Origin of the sequence: Microbacterium testaceum, assembly GCF_020781835.1 — a bacterium.
Taxonomy (GTDB): domain Bacteria; phylum Actinomycetota; class Actinomycetes; order Actinomycetales; family Microbacteriaceae; genus Microbacterium; species Microbacterium testaceum_H.
The window spans coordinates 235,442-250,511 of sequence record NZ_JAJGNJ010000005.1 but is presented as its reverse complement, the minus strand read 5'-3'; the positions used below and the strand labels follow the sequence as shown (position 1 = coordinate 250,511).

General features: G+C 70.4%; 12 protein-coding genes. 9 read left to right on the top strand and 3 right to left on the bottom strand.

Features of this window, described 5'->3' with window-relative positions; genetic code table 11:
• Positions 1-134: 134 nt before the first annotated feature.
• The 5 genes from mtrA to hpf all read left to right on the top strand — a co-directional run bounded on the left by mtrA (position 135) and on the right by hpf (position 5,696).
• Positions 135-815, top strand: coding sequence for an MtrAB system response regulator MtrA (gene mtrA / locus LL239_RS09710; protein ID WP_228163230.1), 681 nt, complete (start codon positions 135-137; stop codon positions 813-815).
• A 70-nt stretch (positions 816-885) separates the two neighbouring features.
• Positions 886-2,508: an MtrAB system histidine kinase MtrB gene (gene mtrB, locus LL239_RS09705; RefSeq protein WP_228163229.1), complete on the top strand. Its 1,623-nt coding sequence runs from the start codon at positions 886-888 to the stop codon at positions 2,506-2,508.
• Positions 2,505-4,163, top strand: a complete 1,659-nt coding sequence (locus LL239_RS09700) for an LpqB family beta-propeller domain-containing protein (RefSeq protein WP_228163228.1) — start codon at positions 2,505-2,507, stop codon at positions 4,161-4,163. Before mtrB ends, LL239_RS09700 begins: the two co-directional genes overlap by 4 nt.
• A 92-nt stretch (positions 4,164-4,255) precedes the next feature.
• Positions 4,256-4,939: a ComF family protein gene (locus LL239_RS09695; protein WP_228163227.1), complete on the top strand. Its 684-nt coding sequence runs from the start codon at positions 4,256-4,258 to the stop codon at positions 4,937-4,939.
• A gap of 94 nt (positions 4,940-5,033) precedes the next feature.
• A complete protein-coding gene (hpf, locus tag LL239_RS09690; RefSeq protein ID WP_228163226.1) occupies positions 5,034-5,696 on the top strand; it encodes a ribosome hibernation-promoting factor, HPF/YfiA family in 663 nt (220 codons plus the stop codon).
• 63 nt (positions 5,697-5,759) lie between these two features.
• Here hpf and LL239_RS09685 read toward each other — a convergent pair whose 3' ends face one another.
• Positions 5,760-7,070 (bottom strand): hypothetical protein, encoded by a 1,311-nt coding sequence (locus LL239_RS09685; protein ID WP_228163225.1) that lies wholly within the window; start codon positions 7,068-7,070, stop codon positions 5,760-5,762.
• Between the two features lie 181 nt (positions 7,071-7,251).
• Between LL239_RS09685 and secA the strand changes: the two genes are divergently transcribed.
• Positions 7,252-10,053 (top strand): preprotein translocase subunit SecA, encoded by a 2,802-nt coding sequence (gene secA / locus LL239_RS09680; protein ID WP_228163224.1) that lies wholly within the window; start codon positions 7,252-7,254, stop codon positions 10,051-10,053.
• Between the two features lie 115 nt (positions 10,054-10,168).
• Positions 10,169-11,395: a pyridoxal phosphate-dependent aminotransferase gene (locus LL239_RS09675; RefSeq protein ID WP_308218574.1), complete on the top strand. Its 1,227-nt coding sequence runs from the start codon at positions 10,169-10,171 to the stop codon at positions 11,393-11,395.
• Between the two features lie 7 nt (positions 11,396-11,402).
• Here LL239_RS09675 and LL239_RS09670 read toward each other — a convergent pair whose 3' ends face one another.
• Positions 11,403-11,834, bottom strand: a complete 432-nt coding sequence (locus LL239_RS09670; RefSeq protein WP_228163223.1) for an Rv3235 family protein — start codon at positions 11,832-11,834, stop codon at positions 11,403-11,405.
• Positions 11,835-12,397: 563 nt separating this feature from the next.
• Between LL239_RS09670 and LL239_RS09665 the strand changes: the two genes are divergently transcribed.
• Entirely contained in the window at positions 12,398-13,894 is a 1,497-nt protein-coding gene (locus LL239_RS09665; protein ID WP_228163222.1) for a sensor histidine kinase, read from the top strand.
• A gap of 277 nt (positions 13,895-14,171) precedes the next feature.
• Here LL239_RS09665 and LL239_RS09660 read toward each other — a convergent pair whose 3' ends face one another.
• Positions 14,172-14,420: a WhiB family transcriptional regulator gene (locus LL239_RS09660; protein ID WP_013583608.1), complete on the bottom strand. Its 249-nt coding sequence runs from the start codon at positions 14,418-14,420 to the stop codon at positions 14,172-14,174.
• Positions 14,421-14,637: 217 nt separating this feature from the next.
• Between LL239_RS09660 and LL239_RS09655 the strand changes: the two genes are divergently transcribed.
• Complete coding sequence (locus LL239_RS09655; RefSeq protein ID WP_228163221.1) at positions 14,638-15,018, top strand: histidine kinase; 381 nt, start codon at positions 14,638-14,640, stop codon at positions 15,016-15,018.
• The last annotated feature ends 52 nt before the right edge of the window (positions 15,019-15,070 follow it).

Below are 15,070 nucleotides of genomic sequence, written 5' to 3'. Positions count from 1 at the left end.
TGTCCTTCATCGTGTCACACACCCCCGACACGCTCACCTCGCTCGCGGGCACGTCGACTACGCTCGGGGTGATGCGCCCTACCCGCGGTGCATTGCCCGTTTCCCGCGGGGCCGAGACGGAAGACGTACACCCGATGACTTCACGGATCCTGGTTGTCGACGACGACACCGCGCTGGCCGAGATGATCGGCATCGTGCTGCGCACCGAGGGATTCGAGACGGTGTTCTGCGCCGACGGTGCCCAGGCGGTCGAGGCGTGGCGCACCGAGCGGCCCGACCTGATCCTCCTCGACCTCATGCTGCCCGGCGTCGACGGCATCGAGATCTGCACGCGCGTGCGGGCGGAGTCCGGCATCCCGATCATCATGCTCACGGCCCGTACCGACACCGCCGACGTGGTGAAGGGGCTCGAGTCCGGCGCCGACGACTACATCGTCAAGCCGTTCAACCCGAAGGAGCTCGTCGCCCGCATCCGCACGCGACTGCGTCCCGCGCCGGCCCCGGTCGACGAGACGCTGCGGATCGGCGATCTCGTCGTCGACGTCGCCGCCCACGAGGTGCGCCGCGGCGAGACCCCGATCGCCCTGACGCCGTTGGAGTTCGAGCTCCTCGTCGCCCTCGCCGAGAAGCCGCAGCAGGTGTTCTCGCGCGAGATGCTGCTGGAGCAGGTGTGGGGTTACCACTACAAGGCCGACACCCGCCTCGTGAACGTCCACGTGCAGCGGTTGCGCGCCAAGATCGAGGCCGACCCCGACAACCCGCGCATCGTGACGACTGTTCGCGGTGTGGGCTATCGCGCCGGCGCGGTGGCTTGAGGTCCTCGTGACCGGCGCGGCGCGAACGCTCCCGGTCCGGCGGGTGGGTCTGCGGACGGACTGGCGCCGTATGCGTGATCGCGTGGCCACCCTGTGGCGGCGCTCCCTGCGGTTCCGCACGATCGTCATCACGGTCGCCCTGACCGCCGCGACGATCCTCGTCACCTGCGTCGCGATGGCCCTCGTCATCCAGAACGAGCTGTTCACGGCACGGAAGGACCAGGTTCTCCTGGAGGCGCAGCGCGCCACCGCGGCGGCCCAGGCCACGCTGGACGCGGCGGTGGACTCCACCGATCCCGCGGCGGCTCAGACGCTGATGAACGGCATCGCCACGCGCCTGTCGCAGCAGTCCTCGAGCGACCTGATCGCCCTCTACCGGATCGGCCCGCCCTCGCCGCTGGCTCCGCAGCCGTTCATCTCTCCCGCGTTCGAGTCGGGGATCGTCACCGATGCGCTGCGCACCCAGGTGCAGTCCACCCCCGACCTGCAGTGGTGGCAGTCGGTGGCGCTGCCCTCCGACGACGGCCGTGAGGTCCCCGGCATCCTGGTCGGTCATCAACTGCGGTTCCCGGCCGAGGACGGTGTCGATTACTACGAGCTGTACATGGGGTACGACCTCACCAGCGCCGCCCAGACGCTCGCGTTCGTGCAGGTGCTGCTGTGGGTGGTCGGGCTCGTGCTCGTCGTGCTGATCGGGGCGATCGCGTGGGTCGTTCTGCGGTCGGTGACGACCCCGATCGCGGATGCCGCCGAAACCAGCGCCAAGCTCGCGGCGGGTGACCTCGGGGTGCGGCTCCCCGTGCGCGGCGAGGACGAACTGGCCACGCTGAACCGCTCGTTCAACGCGATGGCCGACAGTATCGAGTCGCAGATCAAGGAGCTCGCCGAACTCTCGCTCGTGCAGCAGAGGTTCGTGTCCGACGTCTCGCACGAGTTGCGCACGCCGCTGACCACGATCCGCCTGGCCGCCGACATGATCAACGATCAGCGCGCGGAGTTCGAGCCGACCACGGCGCGCGCCGCCGAACTGCTGCACGCGCAGGTGCAGCGATTCGAGGTGCTCCTGGCCGACCTGCTCGAGATCAGCCGCTACGACGCCGGGTCGGTACAGCTCGAGCTCGAGCCGACGAGCATGGCGCATCTGGCCGAGGACGTCATCGCGTCGATGGAGCAACTCGCCCACCAGCACGGCAGCGATGTCCGTCTGGTCGCGCCCGGTGGCTACACGCCCATCGACCTGGACGGGCGACGCGTGCGCCGCATCGTCCGCAACCTCCTGGGCAACGCGATCGAGCACGGCGAGGGACGCCCGATCGTCGTCTCGGTCGACAGCGACCGGGATGCCGTCGCCCTCAGCGTCCGCGACTTCGGTCTGGGGATGCGTGCCCAGGACGTCGAGCGGGTCTTCGATCGGTTCTGGAGAGCCGATCCTTCGCGCGTGCGCACGATCGGCGGTACGGGCCTCGGGCTCTCGATCGCGCTGGGGGACGCGCGTCTGCACGGGGGCACGCTGTCGGTGTGGTCCGAGCTCGGACACGGATCCAACTTCCTGCTCACCCTTCCGCGCGACGGACGCCCGCTCACCGGCTCGCCCCTGCCGCTCGTCCCGGAGGACGAGCAGGGGGGCGCGCTGGAGGCGCTGGGATTGACCCAGCCCATCTCGCTCGGACGAACGGGGAGGACACCCTCGTGAAGCGCTCACTCGCCGGGCTGAGCCTGCTGCTGGTGCTGGTCCTCAGCGCCTGCACGGGTCTGCCCACGACCGGTTACGTCAACCCCGGTCGCGGTCCGCAGGGCGACGAGGCGCAGGAGTTCGCCTTCGTGCCCGACGGTCCGCAGGACGACGCGTCGCCCGCCGAGATCGTCGAAGGGTTCCTGCGGGCGGGCTCCGGTCCCGCCGACGACTGGGCCACGGCGAAGCTCTTCCTCGCCCCGGGAACCCAGTGGGACCCGCGCGCCCGCGTCACGATCGACCGGCTCGCCGATCGTCGAGCCACCGCGGTGCCCGACGGCTCGTCCGTCGGGGTGCAGCTGTCGACGGTCGCCGGGGTGGATGCCGACGGCGCCTACTCCCCGGCCGTCAACGGCGCCACCGAGAACCTCTCGTTCACGCTCGCGCGCGTCGACGACCAGTGGCGCATCACCTCCGCGCCCGACGGCGTCGTGCTGTACGAGGAGGTCTTCCCGACCGTCTACCAGGCGGCGACCGTGGCCTACTTCGACCCGACGTGGAGCTTCATCGTCCCCGACGTCCGGTGGTTCCCGCGTCCGCTCGTGGCCAGCCGCGTCACGACCGCCCTCGTGGACGGACAGCCCAGCGCCTGGCTCGCCGGCGCGGTGCGCAGCGCATTCCCCGACGAGCTGTCGCTGGTGGGGCGCTCGGTGACGCTGTCCTCGAGCGGTGTCGCCCAGGTGCAGCTGCCGCCGGCGGCGCTGAGCCTGGATCGCACGACGCTCGACCGCATGCAGACGCAGCTGACGCGGAGCCTCGTCACCGCCGGGATCAGCGACGTGGAGATGACCGTGGACGGTGCCCCCATCGCCGCGACGGAACTGCCGGTGAAGGTCACGCGTGTCGACCCGTCGCCCGCGGTGCTGACCGGCGCGGGCGAGTTCGGCGTGCTCAGCGGCGAAGCGGTGGAGACCATCCCCGAACTCTCGGACGCGGTGGAGTCACTGGCTCCCGTGAGCATCGAGCTCGAGGCGGACCGCAGTCTCGCCGCCGTCCTCACCCAGCAGGGGACCGTCGCCAGTGCCCTCATCGACGGGGGCACATTCCTCCTCGACGACCGCCCGGGTCTTCTCCCGCCGTCGATCGACGCCGAGGGCGAGATCTGGAGCGTTCCGCGCACCGCGCCCTCCCAGCTGCGCGCCTACACGCCGCAGGGCGTGCCGCGTGAGATCGGCAACGCCTGGCCGGATGCCTCCGAGGTGCTGTCCTTCCAGATCTCGCGCGACGGCACGCGCGTGGCCGCGGTCGTCACGGTCGCCGGCGTCCGCGAGGTGTGGCTGGCCGGAGTCGTCCGGGAGGGCACGACGGTCAATCTCGGCCCGCCGCACGTGCTGTCGTTCTCGGAGCCCGGGGCGTTCGATCTCGCCTGGCTCGACGACACCACGGTCGGGGTGCTCACCGCCGTCGACGGCGACGCACGCCTGGACGAGCTGAGCGTCGGCGGCCGCGGCACGGTCGGTCCGGTTCCCGAGAACGCCGAGGCGATCGCCGGCGGCAGCGCGAGCGTGCGCATCCTCGACGACACCGGACGTCTGTTCAGCCGTCGCGGAAGCTCATGGACCCTGGTCGCCAGCGACATCCGGGTGCTCGCCGTGCAGCAGGGCACGACGTCCTGACCCCTCCTCCCGGGTGGGCCGGTTGCTCGTTCCGTCCCCGGATCGTGCCCGCGTGCGCGTTCGGCGACGACGCGTCACGGCATCCTTTCCGTATGACATCACCCGTGCCGCTGCCCTGGTCTACCGGGGTACGCGCGGCGCTGTTCGACGGGCTGGCGTTCTGGTTCCCTGTGGCCTGCGCGGGCTGCGGCGCGCTCGACGTCGACGTGTGCGAGGGATGCCGTGCGGCCCTGGCCCCTCGACTTCGGCGGCGAGATCTCACCCCCGGCGTCGAGGTCATCAGCGCGCTGGAGTTCGCGGGCCCCACCGCCCGCATCGTCCGAGCGTTCAAGACCGACGGCCGCACGGGCCTGGCGCGTGTGCTCGGAGTCGCTCTGGCCGCCGCGCTCGCCGCGGCACCGGTCGGGGCGACGGTGACGACCGTGCCGGCGTCGCGGGCGTCGGATCGCCGCCGCGGCTATCGTCCGGTCGACCTGCTCGTGCGCCGGGCGGGTGCGCGCCCCGTTCCCCTGCTCCGGATGACGCGTGCCTCGGCCGATCAACGGGGGCTCGGGCGGGAGGGCCGTCGGGTGAACATGGCCGGTGCCCTCACGGCGCGCGCCCCTCTGTCCGGGGCGGTCGTCGTGGTGGACGACGTCCTCACGACGGGGGCGACGCTTCGCGAAGCCGTCCGGGCAGTGCAGGACGCGGGCGCCGAGCGGGTCGTCGCCGTGACGCTCGCGTACACGCCGATGCGCGGGGAATCCATATCCGAATCGGAGGTGATTGACACGTGACAGGTCGGCGTCGACGCGACTACCGTGGGGATGACTGAAGGCGACGGCTGTTCCGCCCTTAGACCGGGCGGAACCCGGAACAAGGAGGTCACGGATGGACACCAGCATCGTCGGCGTGGGAGTCGGTATCACCGACCGATTCCGCTCGGTGGTCGAAGAGAAGGTCAGCCGGATCGAGCACCTCGCGCCTCGCGCGACGACGCTCGAAATCAAGGTGACGCATCGCTCCTATCGCAATGGTCGGATGGAGGACGACACCGTCGAGCTGACCCTCGACGGGAAGGGCCCGGTGGTCCGCGCCGAGGCCACCGACACCGACAAGTTCGCCGCCCTCGATCTGGCCGTCGACAAGATCTCGGAACAGGTGCGTCGCGCGAAGCAGAAGCGCGTCGACGCGCGCAACCATCCGCGTGGTGCCAAGTTCGAGAAGGGGACGGGCGAGCTCGCCGGCATCGACGTGCAGCCGGCGTCGGTCGACGTGCTGCAGGCCGTCGCGACCGGGTCCGTTCCGGTGCAGGCCGATGCGGCTGAAGAAGAGGAGTACTGCCCCGTCGTCATCCGGCAGAAGCAGTTCGACGCCGAATGGATGACCGTCGAGGAGGCCGTGGACCGGATGGAGCTGGTCGGCCACGACTTCTTCCTCTTCATCGACGCGCGATCCGACCACCCCAGCGTGGTTTACCGCCGTAAGGGGTGGGACTACGGCGTGATCGCCCTGGGCACGCAGGCGTCGCCGGAGGTCGCTGTCGCGTCCTGATTGGCGAACCAGCAAAGGGGCCCCGTCCGACGGACGGGGCCCCTTTGCTGTCGCGGGGGATGCTCAGCCGTCGAAGATGTCACCGAGCAGGGAGCCGATGACGAGACCGCCGAGCATGCCGCCGACCATGTTCCCGCCGCCCATGCCGCCGCCGCGACCGTAGCCGCCGCGACCGTAGCCGTTGCCGCCCCAGTCGTCGGGGCGCGACTGCTCGATGTCGCGCTGCGCCAGCTGGAGGGACTCGGATGCCAGCGCGCCGGCGCGACGCGCGGTGGCCAGGGCCGTCTCGCGCTGATCCTCCGCGATGGGACCGAGGGGGAGTCCGGCGCGGAGCCTCTCGGCCTCGACGAATCGCGTGCGTGCGTCCGCGCCGATCCAGCCGCGGTGACCGGTGATGAGGCCACGGGCGACGGCGAGCTGACGATCGGCGTCGTCGACGGCGTGATCGACCTGCTCTTGCGAGGGCACGGGCCGCGCCGCGCGTTCCCGGGCGAGATCCAGATCGGCGTTGGCCTGGCGCAGCGAGGACAGGGCGCCGAAGGGGTCGGTACGGGCACCGGCCGCGGGAAGCGCCGCGAGCTCTCGCTCCAGCGTCGCCATCGCCTGGAGCACGGTCGGTGTCTGCGGTCCGCGGCGGGCCTCGACGAGGTCGTTGCGGGAGTCATCGACGACGGCCGCGAGCGTCGACTCGGCGCGCAGGGCCTCGATCTCGAACGTGTCGACGGCATCCAGCAGCGATTCCGCTCGGCGCACCGCCTCGGTGGCCGCCTCCAGGGCCACCGACGCCTGCTCGCGCTGACCGGCCTCGCGGCGTCGCTCCGAGACCCCGGCGGTGTGGACGGCGAAATCGAGCAGCTGCTGGATCTCCTCGGGGTTGCCCGACACCTGTCGCAGAGCGGAGGGACTGTAGCGCTGAGCGAGCCGCTCGACGATCTCGCGGGCGTGGGGGACCCGTTCGGCCAGCCGATCGCGGTCGGCGCGTACGCGGGCGAGGGTCTCGGGTGCCCGCCGCACCGCGTCGATCTTGGGCTGCAGCACGCCCGTGCGCTCCTCGAGGAGGTCTTCGGCCCACTCGGAGAGCTGGATGATGCGCGCGTTGCGCGTGCGCAGCTCCTCCTTGGTGTCGGGGATCTCGTCGTGATTGAGCTGGTGGAGCTGGAAGGCCTCGGCCAGATGCACCTTCACCGACTGCAGTGCCGCCGCCAGATCCTCGGTGGCCTTGTCCCCGAGCTCGGCCCGGGCGAAGTCCAGCTCGTCGGAGGTCAGGCGGACGCGCTCGTCGGCGGCGACGATGGCGAGCTCTGCGCGGCGTGCCAGATCGGCGTCCGCGGCATCCTGCTCTTCGCGCTTCCTCTTACCCCAGAAACCGGCCATGGGTCGATCCTAGGCCGGGCGCCCGCGCGTGGGCCGGGTGTTCGCTCCCGGCGCGAGAGGAGGGGGCGAAAGCCAGCGGGCTCGCAGGTCACGAACGGGTAACACGGATAACATGGGCCTGTATGCCTGTGCGCAGGCCGGCGTCCACGGGGGCGCCGCACCCGACAGATGGAGATGCTTCGTGGCCAATCCGCTCGAGAAACTGCTGCGCGCCGGAGAGGGGCGCGTCCTTCGCCGACTGCAGGGCGTCGTGAAGGCGACCGGTGCCCTCGAGGAGGACTACGAGCAGCTCACCGACGAGGAGCTCCGCAACGAGACCGTCGAGCTGCGCGCCCGATACGAGGCCGGCGAGACGCTGGACCAGCTCATGCCCGAGGCGTTCGCCGCCGTCCGGGAGGCGGCCAAGCGCACGCTCGGACAGCGTCCCTACGATGTGCAGATCATGGGCGGTGCCGCCCTGCACCTCGGCAACATCGCGGAGATGAAGACCGGTGAGGGCAAGACCCTGACGGCGGCTCTTCCGGCCTACCTCAACGCGATCGCGGGCAAGGGCGTCCACGTCATCACCGTCAACGACTTCCTCGCGAGCTACCAGTCCGAGCTCATGGGCCGTGTCTACCGGGCCCTCGGCATGACGACCGGCACGATCGTGTCCGGCCAGACGCCCGACGTGCGCCGTGAGCAGTACGAGGCCGACATCAGCTACGGCACCAACAACGAATTCGGCTTCGACTACCTGCGCGACAACATGGCCTGGCGCAAGGAGGACCTCGTCCAGCGCGGTCACTTCTTCGCCATCGTCGACGAGGTCGACTCGATCCTCATCGACGAGGCGCGCACCCCCCTCATCATCTCGGGACCCGCCTCGGGCGAGGCCAATCGGTGGTTCACGGAGTTCGCCAAGCTCGCGCGCACCCTCGAGGCCGGCGTCGACTACGAGGTCGACGAGAAGAAGCGCACGATCGGCGTGCTCGAGCCCGGCATCGAGAAGGTCGAGGACTACCTCGGCATCGACAACCTCTACGAGTCGGCCAACACCCCGCTCATCTCGTTCCTCAACAACTCGATCAAGGCCATCGCCCTGTTCAAGCGCGACACCGACTACGTCGTGATGAACGACGAGGTCATGATCGTCGACGAGCACACCGGCCGCATCCTCGTCGGGCGCCGGTACAACGAGGGCATCCACCAGGCCATCGAGGCCAAGGAGGGTGTGCCGGTCAAGGCCGAGAACCAGACCCTCGCCACCGTCACGCTGCAGAACTACTTCCGCCTGTACGAGAAGCTCTCGGGCATGACCGGTACCGCCGAGACCGAGGCGGCGGAGTTCATGTCGACCTACAAGCTCGGCGTGGTGCCCATCCCCACCAACAAGCCGATGATCCGCAAGGACCAGCCCGACCTCGTCTACAAGAACGAGACGGCGAAGTTCGCGCAGGTCGTCGAGGACATCGCCGAGCGTCACGAGAAGGGCCAGCCGGTTCTGGTCGGCACGACGAGCGTCGAGAAGAGCGAGTACCTCTCGCGGCTGCTGTCCAAGAAGGGCATCCGCCACGAGGTGCTCAACGCCAAGAACCACGCGCGCGAGGCCGAGATCGTCGCGCGAGCCGGTCGCCTCGGCGCCGTCACCGTCGCCACCAACATGGCCGGTCGCGGTACCGACATCATGCTCGGCGGCAACGCCGAGTTCCTCGCGGTGTCGGAGATGAAGGCCAAGGGCCTCGACCCGGTCGAGACGCCCGAGGCGTACGAGGCCGAGTGGGATTCGGTCTACCAGGCGGTGCGCGACACGGTCGCCGAAGAGGCCGCGAAGGTCACCGAGGCGGGCGGCCTGTACGTGCTGGGCACCGAGCGGCACGAGTCGCGTCGCATCGACAACCAGCTGCGCGGACGTTCGGGCCGCCAGGGCGACCCCGGCGAGAGCCGTTTCTACCTGTCGCTCACCGACGACCTCATGCGTCTGTTCCAGTCGGGGGCCGCCGAGGCGATCCTCGCCCGCACCAACTTCCCGGACGACGTCGCGATCGAGTCCGGTCTCGTCTCGCGCGCGATCAAGAGCGCTCAGTCGCAGGTCGAGGCGCGCAACGCCGAGATGCGCAAGAACGTGCTCAAGTACGACGACGTCCTCAACCGCCAGCGCGAGGCCATCTACGCCGACCGTCGACACATGCTGCAGGGCGACGACATCGCCGATCGCGTACAGCACTTCATCGAGGATGCCATCACCGCGATCATCGACGACCACACCTCCAGCGGCCACACCGAGTCGTGGGACTTCGACGCGCTGTGGACCGAGCTGAAGACCCTCTACCCGGTGAGCGTCACGATCGACGAGGTCGTGGCCGAGGCCGGCGGCAACAAGGGTCGCATCACGCCCGAGGGCCTCAAGCGCGAGATCATCTCCGACGCCCGCATCGCGTACGAGAACCGCGAGCAGACGCTCGGCGCTCCGGCCCTGCGTGAACTCGAGCGTCGCGTCGTGCTGCAGGTGCTCGACCGCCGGTGGCGCGAGCACCTCTACGAGATGGACTACCTCAAGGACGGCATCGGCCTGCGCGCCATGGCCCAGCGCGACCCGCTCATCGAGTACCAGCGCGAGGGCTACCAGATGTTCCAGTCGATGATGGGGCAGATCAAGGAGGAGTCGGCCGGGTTCCTCTACAACCTCGAGGTCGAGGTCCGTAAGGGCGATGGCGAAGAGGGCGCCCATGTCGAAGCGAAGGGTCTCGCACCCGCGGCCGTCGAAGGCCAGCGTCTGGAGTACTCCGCCGCGAACGACGCCGGCGAGGTCGAGGTGCGCAACGACCGCGGTCAGGTGCAGCAGGCGGCGACCAACCGTCTGCGCCAGGCCGGGCAGACCGCCGCTCCGACGGCCGAGGCCGCGCCCACGGGCCCCCGCGGCGCCTTCGGGCAGCGCACCGGAGCCCCTGAGCCGGTTGCGAACAATCGCGCGGACCGCCGCGCCGCCGGCAAGAAGAAGTAACGTCCACCCCCGGATGCCGTGCCCCCCGCCGACTCGCGGGGGCACGGCATCCGTCGGTTCGGGGAGGGCCACGCGTGGTCGATTGGCCGGTTCGGCCCGGGGATATCCTGAGGCGATGAGCCCGTTGCGCCCCCTCGATCAGTCGTCGAAGTTGAAGGACGTCCTCTACGAGATCCGCGGGGAGGCCCTCGTCGAGGCCGATCGACTCGAGGCCGAGGGGCATTCGATCCTCAAGCTCAACACGGGCAACCCGGCGATCTTCGGTTTCGAGGCGCCGCATCAGATCGTGCGCGACATGATGGCCTCCGTGCCCCACGCGCACGGCTACAGCGACAGCCGCGGCATCCTGTCGGCCCGCCGTGCGGTGGTCTCGCGTTACGAGGAGGAACCCGGGTTCCCGCACGTCGACCCCGATCACGTGTACCTGGGCAACGGTGTCTCCGAGCTGATCACGATGACGATGCAGGCCCTGCTCGACGAGGGCGACGAGGTGCTGATCCCCGCGCCGGACTATCCGTTGTGGACGGCGATGACGAGCCTGGGCGGCGGGACGCCCGTGCACTACCTGTGCGACGAGTCGCGCGAGTGGCAGCCCGACCTCGAGGACATCCGCTCGAAGATCACGCCGCGCACGAAGGCCATCGTGGTGATCAACCCCAACAACCCCACGGGAGCGGTGTACTCGCGTGAGGTGCTCGAGGGGATCGCGGCGATCGCCCGCGAGCATTCGCTGCTCGTCCTCGCCGACGAGATCTACGACCGCATCGTTTTCGACGACGCTGTCCACATCCCGATGGCCACCGTCGCCCCCGACCTGCTCGTGCTGACCTTCAACGGCCTGTCCAAGACGTACCGGGTGGCCGGTTACCGGTCGGGCTGGCTCGTGATCACGGGGCCGAAGGAGCACGCCGCCGGTTTCCTGCAGGGCATCAACCTGCTGGCATCCACGCGCCTGTGCCCGAACGTCCCCGCCCAGTTCGCGGTGCAGGCGGCGCTGTCGGGCGTGCAGTCGATCGATGCGCTCGTGGCCCCGACGGGACGTCTGCACGAACAGCGGGATGCCGCATGGAAGGGGCTCGAGGCGATCCCGGGCGTCTCGTGCGTGCTGCCGCGCGGCGCGCTGTACGCGTTCCCGCGCTTCGACCCGGAGGTGTACGAGATCCCGGACGACGCCCAGTTCGTGCGCGACTTCCTCGTGGCCGAGCACGTGCTCATCGTGCAGGGATCGGGCTTCAACTGGCCCACGACCGACCACGTGCGGATCGTCACGCTCCCCGAGGCCCGCGTGATCTCGGATGCCATCGAGCGCCTCGGCAACTTCCTCGCGTCCTGGCGGCCCTGACAGCCCGTCATAGCAGCGCGAGCGCGGTCACGCGCCAGCGGCCGTCGAGACCTTCGATCCGGAGGGCGATCGCCCGCGTGCGGGTGCGCGCCGAGGCGATGACCGTGGCTTCGACGACGCCGTCCGCGGGGGAGAAGAGGTGGACGGATCGGATCTCGTGCACGTCTCGGGGTGCCGGCATCCGACGGGCGCTGCGGGCCCGCGCTGCCAGGCCGGCCCGCACGACGACGGCTCGGTAGACCTCCTCGGTGGTCCAGCGCGCCAGTTGCTCGGCCTCCCGTACGCCGGCGAACACCTCGAGGACGCCCCGCACGACGTTGCGGGTGAACACCTCGGCGGAGGGGAGGCGGTCGGACGAGGTGCGTTGCGGAGCGAAGAAGGCGTCGGATCGGGCCGCCGCTGAGGCATGCTGCGAGCCGTACGGGAGGGGAACGGGCATGGGGGACTTCCGTGAGGGGTGCCGGTGGAACAGTGGCACGACCGTAGGACGACCCGAGTGAGGGAGGCGAGGCGCGGCTGAGCGTGCCTCAGGGAGGCGCCGCGGGTGAACACCGCGGGGGATCGGGCGGGGTGGTGCACGTCGCCCCGGCCTACGGCTCGGGGAAGCCGGCGCCCGGCGACGGCTCCCACAGCGCGCTCGGTCGCGCGTTCTCGGCCTGATCGTCGAGGTACGCCTCGATGCTGGCGACCTCGATGCGCCACCTCCGCCGCTGCCGGTCCGCACGCCGCGCACGACTCCCTCGGCGACGAGCGCGAGCACCGCCGCGACATCGACCTCCCCCATCCGGGCAAGGATTCCGGGTCCACGAACCGGTCTGGAGGTGAGGGTGCCTCCGGCACGCGATCATCATGTCCCCCGAGTTGCCGGGACGGGCGTTTCACCCGCGCTCTTCACCCACCCACCCGCGGCCGACGACCGCCCCCGCGGATTCCCGGGCCTGGCGGCATCCCCGTGTTCGGCGTCGTCCCGGCGCGGCGGTCTTCGCGGCTTAGGGTGAGAGGGTGTCGACACTCAGCGAACTCGTCTACGCCCAGGGCCGCTCCAGCGAGGCCGACATCGAGTGGTTGCATCGGCTCGCCGGCGACGGTCAGCTGCTGGCCGACCTCGCTTTCGCCGACATCGTCATCTGGGTGCCGACCCCCGACGACTCCTTCGTCGCCGTGGCCCACACCCGGCCCGGCGGCGCGGCGACACTGTTCTACCGCGACATCGTCGGCGACCGCGTGCGGCCGCAGTGGCGGACGCAGGTGCGCGAGGCCTTCCAGAGCGGGAGGATCGTCGACTCGGCGTCCCCCGACTGGTTCGAGGAGACGCCGACGCGCGTGCGCGCGGTGCCGATCGTGCGCGAACTCTCGCGCGAGGGGCACGCGGTGACGACGGTCGGTGTCCTCACCCGCCACACCAACCTCGGGGAGACGCGCACGCCCTCGCGTCAGCAGATCACCTTCAACGACTGCGCCGACGACCTGTTCGGCATGATCGCCTCGGGGGAGTTCCCCGACCTCAAGGCCCCGACGTCTCCTCGTCGCGGCGCCCCGCGCGCCTCGGACGGTCTCATCCGCCTCGACGTCGACGGCATCACGACGTTCGCGAGCCCCAACGCGCTCTCGGCGTTCAACCGGATGGGTTTCGACGACGAGCTCGAGGGGGAGTCCCTCGCCGAGGTGACCGAGCGGATCCTCCCCGCCAAGCGGCTGGACGTCGACGAGTCGCTGCCGATCGTCGTCACCGGGCGCGCGCCGTGGCGCGCCGACATCGAGGCCCGGGGCGTGCAGGTGTCGCTGCGGACGATTCCGCTGCGCGACCGCGGCACGCGCATCGGCGCGATCGTCCTGAGCCGCGACGTGACCGAGATCCGCCACCAGGAGCAGGAGCTCATCACCAAGGACGCGACGATCCGCGAGATCCACCACCGCGTCAAGAACAACCTGCAGACCGTGGCATCCCTGCTCCGGATCCAGGCGCGACGCACGCACTCCGACGAGGCGCGGGATGCCTTGACCCAGGCCATGCGGCGCGTGTCGGCGATCGCGGTGGTCCACGACACCCTGTCCGAGGGGCTCGCGCAGAACGTCGACTTCGACGACGTGTTCGCCCTCGTGCTCAAGCTCGTCGCCGAGGTCGCCGCCGCGCCCAATACCCGCGCCCGTACGCGCACCACCGGCCGCTTCGGAACGCTTCCCAGCGAGTACGCCACGCCGCTCGCGCTCGCTCTCACCGAGCTTGTCACCAACGCCGTCGAACATGGCCTCGCCGGGCAGGAGGGCGACGTCGAGATCTCTGCCGAGCGCAGCGACGAGACGCTGGAGGTGCGCGTGCGCGACACCGGCGTGGGCCTGCCCGAGGGGCAGGTCGGCCGCGGGCTCGGCACGCAGATCGTGCGCACCCTCATCCAGGGAGAGCTGGGGGGAACGATCGACTGGCACACGCTGATGGGCAACGGCACCGAGGTGACGATCGAGATCCCGCTGCGCTACATCGACCGCGTCACCGCCTGACGCCCTCCGCGGCGTATCCTCAGCGATCCGCTGGCGCTCCGTGGGTCCGGGGCGGCGGTGCGGAGTTTGCGCGGATCGCTGAGTGTGTGCGGCGCGGCCGGGTGCTCGGCGCGGGCGTCGGCTCCGGCGTATCGTCCGTGACTCGCGTACCCTCAGTCGGGCCGAGGGCTGCCGCGCTGAGGGTGCACGGATCGCCGACCGAGCGCGGCGCGGTGTCCTGCCCGGAAACGACGAAACCCACCCCCGGAGGGGTGGGCTTCTCGACGTCGCTGCGGCGTCAGGACGCGCGGCGGGCGCGTGCGGCGCGACGCTTGAGGGCGCGACGCTCGTCCTCGGACAGACCGCCCCAGACACCCGAGTCCTGGCCGGACTCGAGGGCGTACTGCAGGCAGACCTCGGTGACGGTGCAACGCGCGCAGACCGACTTCGCCTTCTCGATCTGGTCGACCGCCGGGCCGGTGTTGCCCACGGGGAAGAACAGTTCGGGGTCGACGGTCAGGCAGGCTGCTTTGTCGCGCCAATCCATAGGGGTGCTCCTTGTTGCAGAAAGATATTCGTTGGCGGGCACCGGGGTTCGGGTCCGGTACCCTGGTGGGATACGCGAGCGATCGCTCGCCCCACGTCGCTGTGGGAGCACACGGCTTTTTCCATGCTCCCACAGCGCTTCCGGCCGATCAAGAGGTAACCGGCAGGTTTCCAGGATGCAACGCCGGGGAAACACTTGTCGGGAAGGATCGCGGTTCATGCCGGTTCGTCTTCTGGCCGCGCTCGTCCTCGGGCTCGAGGCGATCGGCGTTCTGGCGCTCGCCGGGTGGCAGGTGGTCGCGCTCGTGGGCGGCGACACCGACTCCGTCGTCAGTTCGATCGCGCTCATCGTGCTCACCGTCATCGGTGCCGCGGCCATCGGCGCCTTCGCCGTGGCCACCGCGCGCGACGTCTCCGCAGGCCGCTCGGGCGGCATCGTCACCCAGTTGCTGATCCTGTCGGTCGCGATCGGTGCGGTCACGGGGGAGTGGGCTGCCCCGACCACAGCGCTCCTGATCGCGGCGCCGGCGGTCGTCGGCCTCGTCCTGCTGGCACTCGCCGTGCGGGCGGCCGCACCCCGCCGCCGCGACGACGTCTGATCCGCGGAATCACGCGCGCGAGACGCCGGGTTCCGGCATCCGTTCCCCGCGT